This window comes from Roseateles sp. GW821-FHT09G03, assembly GCF_059416045.1.
Window position 1 is genome coordinate 196,506 of sequence record NZ_JBWKOK010000005.1, and the last position, 12,768, is coordinate 209,273.

Annotated in this window: 10 protein-coding genes; 5 read left to right on the plus strand and 5 right to left on the minus strand. The window is 69.7% G+C overall.

Annotated elements, in window-relative coordinates:
• Window position 1 precedes the first annotated feature (1 nt).
• From AC07OZ_RS19495 to AC07OZ_RS19510, 4 genes are all read right to left on the minus strand, one after another.
• On the minus strand, window positions 2-832 hold the full coding sequence (locus AC07OZ_RS19495) for an SDR family oxidoreductase (protein WP_495468740.1): 831 nt from the start codon (window positions 830-832) through the stop codon (window positions 2-4).
• Window positions 833-977: 145 nt separating this feature from the next.
• Window positions 978-1,253: a hypothetical protein gene (locus AC07OZ_RS19500; RefSeq protein WP_495468741.1), complete on the minus strand. Its 276-nt coding sequence runs from the start codon at window positions 1,251-1,253 to the stop codon at window positions 978-980.
• A gap of 234 nt (window positions 1,254-1,487) precedes the next feature.
• Window positions 1,488-3,539: a M3 family metallopeptidase gene (locus AC07OZ_RS19505; RefSeq protein WP_495468742.1), complete on the minus strand. Its 2,052-nt coding sequence runs from the start codon at window positions 3,537-3,539 to the stop codon at window positions 1,488-1,490.
• A 19-nt stretch (window positions 3,540-3,558) separates the two neighbouring features.
• The gene (locus AC07OZ_RS19510) at window positions 3,559-4,230 is read right to left on the minus strand and encodes a hypothetical protein (protein WP_495468743.1); all 672 of its coding nucleotides are present in this window, start codon (window positions 4,228-4,230) and stop codon (window positions 3,559-3,561) included.
• Window positions 4,231-4,438: 208 nt separating this feature from the next.
• Here AC07OZ_RS19510 and AC07OZ_RS19515 point away from each other — a divergent pair, with 208 nt between their 5' ends.
• The 3 genes from AC07OZ_RS19515 to AC07OZ_RS19525 all read left to right on the plus strand — a co-directional run bounded on the left by AC07OZ_RS19515 (window position 4,439) and on the right by AC07OZ_RS19525 (window position 8,135).
• On the plus strand, window positions 4,439-4,999 hold the full coding sequence (locus AC07OZ_RS19515) for a YaeQ family protein (RefSeq protein ID WP_377153514.1): 561 nt from the start codon (window positions 4,439-4,441) through the stop codon (window positions 4,997-4,999).
• Window positions 5,000-5,094: 95 nt separating this feature from the next.
• Window positions 5,095-7,290, plus strand: coding sequence for a prolyl oligopeptidase family serine peptidase (locus AC07OZ_RS19520; protein ID WP_495468744.1), 2,196 nt, complete (start codon window positions 5,095-5,097; stop codon window positions 7,288-7,290).
• Entirely contained in the window at window positions 7,287-8,135 is an 849-nt protein-coding gene (locus tag AC07OZ_RS19525; RefSeq protein WP_495468745.1) for a DUF924 family protein, read from the plus strand. The genes AC07OZ_RS19520 and AC07OZ_RS19525 overlap by 4 nt, the downstream gene beginning before the upstream one ends.
• A gap of 168 nt (window positions 8,136-8,303) precedes the next feature.
• Here AC07OZ_RS19525 and AC07OZ_RS19530 read toward each other — a convergent pair whose 3' ends face one another.
• Window positions 8,304-10,016: a long-chain fatty acid--CoA ligase gene (locus tag AC07OZ_RS19530; protein WP_495468746.1), complete on the minus strand. Its 1,713-nt coding sequence runs from the start codon at window positions 10,014-10,016 to the stop codon at window positions 8,304-8,306.
• Window positions 10,017-10,257: 241 nt separating this feature from the next.
• On the opposite strand from AC07OZ_RS19530, the gene AC07OZ_RS19535 reads away from it, so the two are divergent.
• On the plus strand, window positions 10,258-10,803 hold the full coding sequence (locus AC07OZ_RS19535) for a putative pterin-binding protein (RefSeq protein ID WP_495468747.1): 546 nt from the start codon (window positions 10,258-10,260) through the stop codon (window positions 10,801-10,803).
• Window positions 10,804-10,805: 2 nt separating this feature from the next.
• Complete coding sequence (locus tag AC07OZ_RS19540) at window positions 10,806-12,725, plus strand: ATP-binding protein (protein WP_495468748.1); 1,920 nt, start codon at window positions 10,806-10,808, stop codon at window positions 12,723-12,725.
• Window positions 12,726-12,768: the final 43 nt, after the last annotated feature.

Consider the following 12,768-nt stretch of genomic DNA (forward strand, 5'->3'; position numbering starts at 1 on the left):
TTCAGCCTCGTCCAATGTAGGGCATCTTGGTGGCCATGACCGTCAGGAACGGCACGTTGGCCGACAGCGGCAATTCCGCCATGTAGAGCAGCGCGCTGGCCGCGTGGGCGACGTCCATGCGCGGTTCGACCATCGTGCCGCCGTGCGCCTGCGGCACGCCGTGCACGAAGCGCTCGGTCAGGTCGGTCTCGGCGTTGCCGATGTCGAGCTGGCCGGCGGCGATGTCGTGCTTGCGGCCGTCCAGCGCCAAGGTCTTCGTCAGGCCGGTGATGGCGTGTTTGGTCGCGGTGTAGGCGATCGACCCTGGCCGCGGCGCATGCGCCGAGATCGAGCCGTTGTTGACGATGCGCCCACCGCGTGGCGACTGCCGCTTCATCAGTCCGAAGGCCGCGCGGGCGCACAGGAAGCTGCCGGTCAGGTTGATGTCGACGACGGCACGCCAGGTCTCGATGCTGAGCTCGTCGATGTCCGACGCGGGCGCGCCGCGCCCGGCGTTGTTGAACAGGAAATCGAGCCGGCCCCAGCGGCGCTCGATCGCGTCGAAGGCGGCGGCAACCTGCGCCTCGTCAGCGACGTCGGTGGGCAGCACCAGCGCGCGTTCGGGCGCGAAGGCGGCGGTCTCGCGCAGCATCTCGTCGCGGCGGCCGAGCAGCGCGACCTGCCAGCCGGCCTGCATCAGCGCCTGCGCGGCGGCGCGGCCGATGCCCGAACCCGCGCCGGTCACGGCGGCGAATCGCAGCTTGGAGGGCGTCGCCGCGGCGAGCGGGACGACCTCGGGCGAGGCGGTCACGTCGGCAGCGACGGGATCGAGGGCGGCGTGGGCAGAGTCCATCCCCGCATCATAGGGAGCGCGGCGGAAACCGGCTGAGCCGAGGCTGAAACCGCGGCGCGCTCTGCGCCCGCGATCACACCGCCCATCGCTCCCTGGAGCGGAGCCGGCCAGGACAGGCGGATGCCGGAGAGGGCGTCGTGTTCGCTCATCGCGCGGCCACCTGTTCGCCGTCCAGCGCGCGATCGGCGCGGCGGGACGTGACGACCACCGTCGGCAGTGTCTGGACGTCGCCGGCGGCGCGCAGCGCAGCCAGCGTCTGGGTCGACTTGCCGTGGATGACCACCGTGGGCAGTCGCTGCGGCTCTTCGGCGCGACTGGGCAGTGCCAGCAGCAGGCCGGCGACGATGCCGGTCGCGACGCCGATCAGCGCGGCGACACGCTTGACGTTCGTGAATCGGTCGTAGCAGCGAATGGTGTTCATCTCGTTCTCCGGGCCGCGGGTTGTTCTTGCGGCACGGGACGAATGATTCCAAGGGTTAACCCCCGGCGAAAGCCGGCTGCGACCAACCCGTGCCAGCCGCCGATGAACTGCGGCTGAGCGCGATGAATGACGCCCGTCAAAAGGGTTTACCCCAAGAACTAGGGGCCCCTTCCGGAGCCCCTGCGTCAGATCGACGTCACCGTTGAAGTCAGCGACCCGCTCGGCCAATGAGCCTCAAGCGGGGATCAGTCCCCTGCCCTTCAACATCGGCTCCACGCGCGCATCCCGGCCGCGGAACGCACGGTAGGCCGCGCCCGGTTCGCGGCTGTTGCCGACCGACAGGATGTTGGCCAGCACCGCTTGCGCGGTCGCCGCGTCGAACGGGTCGCCCGCTTCGACGAAGGCCTCGAAGGCATCGCAGTCCAGCACTTCCGCCCACAGGTAGACGTAGTAGCCGGACGCGTAATAGCTGCCCGAGAACAGATGCTGGAAGTGCGTCAGCCGATGGTTCATGCCGATCGCCGGCGGCAGGCCCAGGCGCTCCAGCGTCTCGCGCTCGAAGACGACCGGGTCCGGCACCTCGGCCTGCTCCCGCCCATGCAGCGCCAGGTCCACCAGCGCCGACGCGCAGTAGCGCACCGTCTCGTACCCCTGGTTGAAGGTCGCGGCCGCCTTCAGGCGATCGAGCAGCGCATCGGGCAGCGGCTCGCCGGTCTTGTAGTGGCGCGCGTGCTGCTTGAGCACCGCGGGCTCGGCCATCCAGTGCTCCATCAGCTGCGAGGGCAGCTCGACGAAATCGCGCAGCACCTGCGTGCCGGACAGGCGCTCGAACGACACGTCCGACAGCAGCCCGTGCAGGCCGTGGCCGAATTCGTGGAACAGCGTGCGCACGTCGTCGAAGGACAGCAGCGTCGGCTCGCCCGGCGCGCCCTTCGCGAAGTTGTTGTTGTTCAGGATGATCGGCAGCGCGTCGATGCCGTTGCGGGCCTGCCAGCGCAGCGCGTTCATCCAGGCGCCGCTGCGCTTGGTCGGCCGCGCGAAGTTGTCCTGCACGAAGATCCCGCGCAGCGAGCCGTCCGGCCGCTGCACCTCGTAGACCTTCACGTCGGGGTGGTAGCCGGCGACTTGCGGCTGCGCGACGAAGCGCAGCCCATAGAGCCGCGAGGCGCAGTCGAACATCGCCTGCACCATCGCGTCCAGCGGGAAGTAGGGCTTGACCTCGGCCTCGTCGAGCTGGAAGCGCTGCTGGCGGACCTTCTCCGCGTACCAGCGCCAGTCCCAGGCCTCGATCGTCAGCTCGTGGCCGAGCTGCACGCGGACCTCGTCGAGCATCGCTCGCTCGCGTGCGGCGGCGGCCTTGGCCGGTTCCCAGACTTGGTCGAGCAGGCCCTGCACGGCGGACTGCCGGCCCGCCATCGTGTCGGCGAGCGCGTAGTCCGCAAAGCTGCGATGACCGTGCAAGGTGGCCTGCTCGTGGCGCAACGCCAGCAGCTCGCGCACCAGGTCGCGGTTGTCGGTGTCGCCGGCGATCTCGCCGCGGCCGACCCAGGCGCGCCACGCCTGCTCGCGCAGGTCGCGGCGTTCGCTGAAGGTCAGGAAGGGCACGATCAGCGAGCGCGACAGCGTCACGACGTGCACGCCCTCCTCCGTCTGTCCGCGCTCCAGCGCGGCCTGCCGGGCGGCGGCGCGCACGAAGTCCGGCAAGCCGGCCAGCTCCGCCTCGCCCCGCAGCACCAGCTGATAGGCGCTTTCGTCGGCGAGCACGTTCTGCGCGAAGCGGGTGTTGAGTTCGGCCTGCCGCTCCATGATCGCGGCGTAACGCGAACGGGCCTCGCCCTGCAGGCGGGCGCCGGCACGGACGAAGTCGAGGTGCACGCGTTCGAGCAAGCGCAGCGACTCGGCCGGCAGGGCCAGCGAGGCGCGCTGCTCATGCAGGCGCTCGACGCGCGCGAACAGCGCGGCGTTCAGGTAGATCGCGTTGGTGTGCGCCGCCAGCGGCGCGGCCATGCGGCGTTGCACGGCCTGCAGTTCGGGCGAACTGGCCGAGGCGCTCAGCGTCGAGAACAGGTGCTCCAGCGCGGTCAGCGCGCGGCCGGCGCGGTCGAGCGCGGCCAGCGTGTTGTCGAAGTCCGGCGCCTGAGGCTGCGACGCGATCGCGTCGAGCTCGGCGCGATGCGCGGCGAGCGCGGCCTCGAAGGCGGGTTCGAAATGTTCGGCGCGGATCGCGTCGAACGGGGGCAGCCCGTACGGGCCGGTCCAGGCGGACAGCAGCGGATTGGTGCTCATCGGGTCTGCCCCTTTCTCATCACTTCTTGTTCTGTTCCTTCTTGATCGCGATCTCGTCGGCTTCGTCGTACGAGCGGCTCGCGCACTTGAACTTCCATTCGTTGCGCTTGTCGTTCAGATCCTCGACGGCCTCGTTGAAGTCGTCGGCGATCTTCTGGTGCGCTTCGACGCGGACGTTGAAGCTCTTGTTGAGTTCGACGCGGTCGTTGCGCGCCTTGTTGAAGGCGTCGATCTTGGGCTGCAGGGCGTTGGCGCGCGCCTGGTACTCCTCCTGCTTGGCCTTCAGGTCCGCCTTCTCCATCTTGGCCGCGCCGGCTTCGATCTCCGCGCCGAAGGCCTTCACGCTGTCGATCTCGGCCTTCAGGGCCGTGCTCTGCGCCTGCATGTCGGCCTCGAACTTGTCGGACTCGGCCTTGGAGGCCTTCAGCTCGTCGCGCTCCTTCAGGACCTCGGCCTTCTTCTTGTCGAGCTCGGCGGCGGTGGCTTCGTTCTGCTGATTGGTGTTCATGCAGGTGCGCAGCTCGTCGCGCGTCATCAGCTTGCCCTTGCCGCCCTTGGTGGTCGCGGCGGCTGCCGGCGCGGCGGACGTGGCCGGCTTGGCGGCGGGCTTGGCCGGGGCGCTCGTCTGTGCCACGGCCAGGCCGCAGGCCAGCAGTGCCGCGACGGCGAGGGAGGTGCGAAGAGTGTTCATGTCGTCTCTCAAGTCATTGCGCCGGATGGGCGCTGTCTCGTCGGTACGGACCGTCCGGCTCGCGACCGGTCCGCTGTGCGGGTCGGCATGATGCCACGACCCGGATAATGCGCCGCTTCAGATCGTTTCCGGCCCGCGTGCAGCCCGCACGGCGGGCTGTCCACCCCGACCACCGCGAACACGACCGCCCCCCAGGCGGCACCCCACCATGGCGCTCAAGGCCACCATCCACAAAGCCCAGCTGCAACTCTCCGACATGGACCGCCATGTCTACGGCGAGCACTCCCTGACCGTCGCCCGCCATCCGTCGGAGACCGACGAACGGATGATGCTGCGCATCCTCGCCTACGCGCTGAACGTGCCGGCCGACGACCTGCACGGCAAGCTGGAATTCAGCAAGGGCCTGTCCGACGTGGATGAGCCGCCGCTGTGGCAGCTCGACCTCACCGGGCAGGTCGTCCACTGGATCGAGCTCGGCCAGCCCGACGAACGTCGCCTGCGCCAGGCGCACGGCAGAGCGGACCGCGTCACCGTCATCGGCTACGCGTCCAGCACGCCGGTGTGGTGGGCCGGCATCCAGAACAAGCTGCAGCGCACGCCCAAGCTGGCGGTGTGGCAGATCCCGGCGGAGCAGGCCCAGGCGCTGGCCGCGCTGGCCGAGCGCGGCATGCAGTGGCAGGTCAGCATCCAGGACGGGACGGCGTACGTCAGCACCGAGAAGGGCGCGGTGGAGATCACGCCGCAATTGCTGAAGGAACGCGAGGAGTAAGACCTGGAGTAAGGTGAGGTGCGGAGACCCCAGCCCTCACCCCCACCCTCTCCCGCCAGCGGGAGAGGGAGCAAGACATCGATCAGGAGTCCGTTGTGCCGCAATCCGTGCCGTCCGCTTCCAACGAACCCAACGCTTCCTCCGCCGCCGTCGCGGCCAGTTCCGTGGCCTCTTCAGGCTCCGCGAGCTCGGCGGCCGGGGACGATCCGTTCCTGTGGCTCGAAGCGCTCGAGGGCGATGAGGGCGAACGCGCGCTGCAATGGGTGCGCGAGCGCAACGAGACCACCCTTGCCGCGCTGAAGGCCGAGCCCGAGTTCGAGCCGGTGCGCGAGGAACTGCTGCAGATCCTCAATGCCCGCGATCGCATTCCGCACGTCGCGCGGCGCGGCGACTGGTTCTACAACCTGTGGCAGGACGAGGCCCATCCGCGCGGCCTGTGGCGGCGCTGCACGCTGGAGGAATACCAGCTCGCCGAGCCGCCGTGGCGGCTGGTGCTGGACCTGGATGCGCTGGGCCGCGACGAGGGCCGCAGCTGGGTCTTCCACGGCGCGACGGCGCTGGCGCCCGAGTACCGGCGCTGCCTGGTGTCGCTGTCCGACGGCGGCGCCGACGCGCACGAACTGCGCGAGTTCGACCTGGAGACGCTGCGCTTCATCGCCCCGGCCGACGGCGGCTTCTTCGTGCCCGAGGCCAAGAGCGACGTCGAGTGGCTGGACGCCGACACGCTGCTGGTGGGCAGCGATTTCGGGCCGGACTCGCTGACCGAGTCGGGATACCCGCGGCAGGTCCGGCGGTGGGCGCGCGGCACGCCGCTGGACGCGGCACCGGTGATCTTCGAGGGCGAGAAGGCGGACGTGTCCGTCTCCGCCTCGGTCGACCGAACGCCGGGCTACGAGCGTGTCGTCTTCAGCCGTGCGCTGGACTTCTACAACGAGTCGCGCTTCCTCTGGAAGGACGGCGCCTTCGTCCCCATCGACCTGCCCAGCGACATGAGCGTCCACCTGGAAGGTCCGTGGATGCTGCTGCGTCCGCGCACCGACTGGGCCATCCCGCACGGGCCGACCTACCCGTCGGGCTCGCTGCTGCTGATGGAGGAGGCCTCGTTCTGGAAGAACGAGCGCCACGACAAGCACATCCGGGTGATGTTCTCGCCGACGGCGGGACGCTCGCTCGAGGACTACACGCTGACACGCCACCACCTGCTGATCAACGTCAGCGAGCACGTGGCGAGCCGGCTCGAGGAATGGGACCTGTCGCACCGGCCGCCGACGCTGCGCCAGGTCAAGGCGCCCTTCCCCGGCACGCTGAGCGTGCAGAGCCTGCACGACCCGGAGCTGCTCGAGGACACGCTGGGCGACGCCTACCTGCTGCACTACTGCGATTTCCTGACGCCGGACGTCGTGTGCCTGGCGCAGGCCGGCACCGACGCGCGCGAGACGCTGAAGCAGCGCGGCGCGCAGTTCGATGCCCACGGCATGACGGTGGAACAGCGCTTCGCCACCAGCGCCGACGGCGAGACCGTGCCCTACTTCGTCATCGGCAAACGCGGCCGCACCCCGCAGGCGCAGAAGGAGACGCCGACGCTGCTCTACGGCTACGGCGGCTTCGAAGTCTCGCTGCAGCCGTGGTACTCGGGCGGCAACGGCCGCGCGTGGCTGGCGCGCGGCGGGCAGCTGGTCGTCGCCAACATCCGCGGCGGCGGCGAGTACGGCCCGCGCTGGCATCAGGCGGCGACGCTCGAACACAAGCAGCGCAGCTTCGACGACTTCATCGCCGTGGCCGAGGACCTGATCGCCCACGGCCTGACGCGGCCCGGACGGCTGGGCATCATGGGCGGCAGCAACGGCGGGCTGCTGGTCGGCGCCTGCATGGTGCAGCGGCCGGAGCTGTTCGGCGCGGTCGTGTGCCAGGTGCCGCTGCTCGACATGAAGCGCTATCACCTGCTGCTGGCGGGCGCCTCCTGGATGGCCGAGTACGGCGATCCGGACGACGCCGACGACTGGGCGCATATCGCCGCGTACAGCCCGTACCAGCAGCTCAAGCCGGGCGTGACGTATCCGAGGGCGCTGTTCGCCACCTCGACGCGCGACGACCGTGTGCATCCCGGCCATGCGAGGAAAATGGCGGCTCGCATGCTTGCGTTGGGGCAAGCGTGTTTCTATTACGAAAACATCGAGGGCGGCCATGGCGGCGCTGCGGACAACCAGCAGCGGGCGCTGTTGCAAGCCCTCGAGTTCGCCTACTTGTGGCGTCAACTCGGCAGGGAGGCCTCTCGTGGAGACGCATCTTGAATCTGGTCATCCAGCATCTTCCTGACGCGAGATGCTTCCTTGCGCAGCCGCAACCGGGGCTGCAATGCCGGCTCGACTATGAGCGTCACGGCGAGCAACTGATCATCACGCACACCGGCGTGCCGGCGCAGTTGACCGGGCAAGGCGTGGCCTCGCAGCTGGTGGAGGCCGCGGCCCGCTGGCTGGCGGAGTTCCCGCTGCAACTGGTGCCCGGCTGCAGCTACGTGCGGCACTGGCTGCTGCGACACCCGCGCTGGCAACGGCTGCTGACGCCGGCGCCGGCGCAGCGCGTGCTCAACGAGTGGTTCGGCCTGCCCGGCAGCGCGCAGGACGGCCAGATCCAGATGAAGTGGTTCAAGAAGGATGCCGCCTTCGACGCGGCGCTGCGCGAGCGCTTCGGGCCCGTCATCGACCAGGCGCTGCACGGTGGTCTGCGCGAGTGGGACTCCACCGCCTGGGGCGCGCTGGCGCGGATCCTGGTGCTGGACCAGTTCACGCGCAACGTCCACCGCGACACGCCGACGTCCTTCGCCGGCGACACGCTGGCACTGGAGGCGTCACTGGCGCTGCTGCCGCGCGCGCAGGACCTCGGCACGCTGGAGCGCTGGTTCGTCGCGATGCCCCTGGAGCACGCCGAAGACCTCGCGATGCAGGACCGCAGCGTCGCGACCTTCGAGGCGCTGGCCGCCGAGGACGAACGCCTGAAGGACGCACTCGACTACGCGTACAAGCATCGCGACGTCATCGTCCGTTTCGGCCGATTCCCGCATCGCAACGAGATCCTGGGCCGCCCGAGCACTGCCGAGGAACAGGAATTCCTGAAGCAGCCCGGTTCGCGCTTCTGACCGCCCTCGGGCAGGGCCGGGGCAGGCGACGAAGTCGTGCCGTCAAGAACTGACCAGGCGCGTTCTGTCTGACCGCAGCGAACCGGAGGTGAGCGAAGGGAGTTGAGCGCCCCAGGCACGACGCCGTCGCCTGCCCCGGCCCTGCCCGAGGGCGGTCGGCGGAGTCCTCTACTGCGTTTCCTTCTCCTGCAGCAGCCGCCACATGACCTTGCCCGATCCCGACTTGGGCAAGGTGTCGACGAACTCGACGATGCGCGGCGCCTTGTACGCTGCCATGTGTTCATGGGCCCAGTCGATGATGTCCTTGTCGGTCGTCTTGCCCTTGGCTTCAGCACGGAGCACGACGACCGCCTTCACCGTCTCGCCGCGGTACGCGTCCTTGGCCGCGATGATGCAGGCCTCCTGCACGGCCGGGTGGCGGTACAGCAGCATTTCCACTTCCGACGGCCAGACCTTGTAGCCGCTCGCGTTGATCATCCGCTTGAGCCGGTCGGTGATGAAGAAGTAGCCCTCCTCGTCCATGCGCCCGAGGTCGCCGGTGCGGAAGAAGCGCTTGCCGTCGAGCTCGACGAAGGCCGCGTCGGTGGCTTCCGGTTGCCGCCAGTAGCCCTGGAACACCATCGGGCCATGGGTGATGATTTCGCCCACTTCGCCGACCGGCATTTCCTCGAGCGTCGTCGGATCGACCACGCGTGAATCGACGCCGAAGATCGGGATGCCCAGGCACTGCAGCTTGGCGCGCTCGGGCGGATTGCCGTGGCTGGGCGCGGCGGTCTCGGTCAGGCCATAGCCTTCCGCGAAGGTCAGACCGAACTCCGCCTGCAGCCGCTCCGCCACTGCCTTGGGCATCGCCGCGCCGCCGCCGCTCAGGTAGCGCAGGCTGTGCAGGTCGAAGGACTTGTAGTTCGGGCTCGCGAAGAGGTCGATGATCATCGTCGGGATGCAGGTCCAGTGCGTGACCTGGTAGCGGGAGATCAGCCGCCCGCAGAGCTCGCGGTCCCAGCGCGGCATGATCACCAGCGTCATCCCGATGAACACCGGCCCCAGCACGCCATAGAGCGTGCCGGTGATGTGGAACATCGGCACCACGGCCAGCCCCACCGATTCCGCGCTGGCGTAGCCCCACTGGCAGCCGCCGCAGCTGTTGGACATCAGCGTCGCGTTGGTGTGCACGCAGCCCTTCGGCAGTCCGGTCGTGCCCGAGGTGTAGGGCAGCATCGCGAGGTCGTCCGGCCCCGCCGTGTGCGGACCGGGCACGAGTCCCGCGGCGATCGCCTCACGCCAGTCCGTCGCGCCTGGCGGCAGCTCGTGCACGGCGGTCAGCCAGTTGCGCATCGCCTCGGGCGCATCGCAGGCGGAATCGGGGCCCGCGGGCGGCAGCATCTGCCAGTACTGCGTCACCAGCACGGCGCGCGGGCGCTGCGACGCCGGCAGCTTCTCAGCCGCCTTCGCGACGATGCCGGCAAGCTCGCCGCTGCAGATCACGACCTTGGTCTCGGGGTCGGTCAGGTAATGGCCGAACTCGTCCTCGCGGTTCATCGGGTTCACCGGCACCACCACCGCGTCGGCGCGGTTGATCGCATAGAACGCGATCAGGTACTGCGGACAGTTCTGCAGGAACAGCGCGACGCGGTCGCCCTTGCCCACCCCCTGCGCCCGCAGCCAGCCGGCGAGCGCCTCGGCCTGACGGCGCATCTCGCGGAAGCTGAGCGTGGCGCCGAGGAACTGCGTCGCGGCCTTGTCCGGATAGCGATTCGCGGCGACCTCCAGGTTGAACCACAGCGAGGTCCGCGGAATCGCCAGCCGCCGCGGCAACCGGGCCGGCCAGTGGCTGTACTGCACGTCGGCATTCTCGGGACGGGGGGTGACCACGCGCGTCATCGATCTGTCTCCTGTCTTTGTTTGGGCCGATCTTCAGTCGGTCTTGCCGCCCCCCTTGTCACGGCAGCGACAAGGTCCGGGTCAAGCCGGGCGCTGGGTGGTGTGGCGGAAACCCGACTGGTCCCCGCCATTGGGGTGGTCCCGTAGATGCTCCGCCTGGGCCCCACGCGTAGCATGCGGGCTTTCACCAATGCCCCTGCCGCCCCGCCTCCGCCCCGGACGCGCCGATGCGAAGCGGGCCGTGTCTCCGTCCATGCTGATCGTGCGCCGTTCCGCCCTGCTGGGGCTGCTGACCTGTGTCCTGGGATCCACCGCCACGTCGACGGCGTGGGCGATCCCCGCCGAGCTGCCGCTGGACCTGCCCGCCGGCCCGGTCGTCCTGACCGTCGGCGGCGCGTTGCGCAACGCCAATCGCGACGGCCGTGCGGCCTTCGACATGGCGATGCTGGAGAAGCTGCCGCAGGTCAGTTTCAGCACGCAGACCCCCTGGTACCCGGGCCCGCGCAAGTTCACCGGCCCGCTGCTGCGCGACGTGCTCGCCGCCGCCGGTGCGCAGGGCCGCACGATCGAGGCACGCGCGCTCAACGACTACCGCGTCAGCATCCCCATCGACGACAGCGCGCGCTACGACGTCATCGTCGCGCGGCTGATCGACGACAAGCCGATGGCGGTCCGCGACAAGGGCCCGCTGTTCCTGATCTATCCCTTCGACCGCGCGCCCGAACTGCGCAACAGCATCTTCTACGGGCGCTCGGCGTGGCAGCTCACCCATCTGGAGCTGCGCTGAGCATGTCGCGCGACGCCGCCCGGATCGTTTCGGCCAAGCAGCGCCGTTGGCGCATCGCCGTCTCCGCGATGGGCCTGCTGCTGGTGCTGGCGCTCGCGGGCGTCGCGTGGCTGCAGGCGCGCCAGTACCAGGCGCTCAACGGCACGCGGCGCTACCAGGACGACTACCTCGTCTGGAGCCTGTTCCAGTTCGAGACCGAGTACCTCAAGCTGCGCCTGGCGCTCGAGCAGGCCGCCGGACCGAGCGTGGCGGTCGATCCCGACCAGGTCGCGCAACGCTACGAGATCTTCGTCAGCCGCCTGAACCTGGTGGAAAGCGAACATGCCGCGCTCGTCCTGGCGCATCACCCGGACTACCAGCGCACGCTCACGCGCACGCAGGACTTCGTGCGCTGGGCCGACGCGCTGCCGCTGAACGGCGAACTGATCCGCGAGCATCCGGAGCGGATCGCCGAGATCATCGACCGGCTCGAGCCGCTGGCCGATCCGATCCGCGACCTCTCGCTGACCTCGACCCATCATGTCGCCGAGGACGTCACCACGCGCAACGAGATCGTGCGCAGCCAGAGCCGCGTGAGCCTGGGGCTGACGGCGGCGCTGTCGGCGATGACGCTGCTGTTCGCGGCCGTCATCTACCGGCAGTTCCGCGGCCTGGAGCGCTACGGCGACAAGCAGAAGGCGCTGGCCGCGCGGCTCATCGACGCACAGCGCGAGGCCGACGCGGCCAACCGCGCCAAGACGGTCTTCCTCGCCAACATGAGCCACGAGCTCCGCACGCCGCTGCAGGGGCTCCTGGGCATGCTGGGCCTGATCAAGGAAGCGCCGCTGACGACCGCGCAGCAGGATCAGTTGAAAGCCGCGAACGACTGCGCGCGTCATCTGCTGGCGGTGCTGGGCGACATCCTGGACGTGACGCGCATGGAGGCCGGCGGCCTGTCGATCGCGCCGGAGCCGCTGCAGCCGGGCGCGCTGATGAAAGAGCTCGAGGCGCTGAGCCGGCCCCAGGCCGCGGCGAAGCGTCTGTCGCTGCATTTCGGCGTCGATGACGACGTGCCCGGCTGGGTGCTCGCCGATCCGACGCGGCTGCGCCAGATCCTGCTGAACCTGCTCAGCAACGCGCTCAAGTTCTGCGACCGCGGCCATGTCGGCTGCCAGATGCGGCGCGGCGTGGGCGCGCTGGGCGAGGACCTGCTGATGGTCGAGGTCAGCGACACGGGTCCCGGCATCGACGCGGAGACGCAGGCGCGGCTGTTCCAGCGCTTCAGCCAGGGCGACGCGAGCACCTCGCGGCGCCACGGCGGCGCGGGGCTGGGGCTGGAGATCTCGCGGCGGCTGGCGCGCGCGATGGGCGGCGACATCCATGTGCAGAGCGCGGTGGGCCAGGGGGCGCGCTTCACGCTCGCGCTGCCGCTGCGCGCCGGCGCGGATCTGCCGCCGGGACGCATGGTGCCGGTGCCAGGTGTTGCCGAGGCCTCGAATGCCGCTCTCGGATCCCACACCGCACAGGCCCCGGCTGCCGCACCGGTGACGGGCCTGCGCGTGCTGGTCAGCGAGGACAACCCGACCAACCGCATCGTCATCGAGGCGATGCTGGAGCGGCTCGGCCATCATCCGACGCTGTGCGAGAACGGCCTGCAGGCGCTGCACGCGCTGCGCCAGCAGCCCTTCGACATCGTGCTGATGGACCTGCACACGCCGCAGATGGACGGTTTCGAGGCGACACGGTTGATGCGCGAACTGCCGGCGCCGCGCGGCCGGCTGCCGATCATCGCGTTCTCGGCGGACGCGTTCGAGGAATCGCGCCAGAAGGCCGACGAGGCCGGCATCAGCGCCTTCCTGGCCAAGCCGGTGGAGCTGGAGACGCTGCGGGTGTGCCTGCAGTCGCTGGCGTCCTCGTCGCCGGCGCGGCCTGAAGCGGCCTGAAGCGGCCCGACATCGACGACGGTGTCGCCGTCCGTCTTCGTTG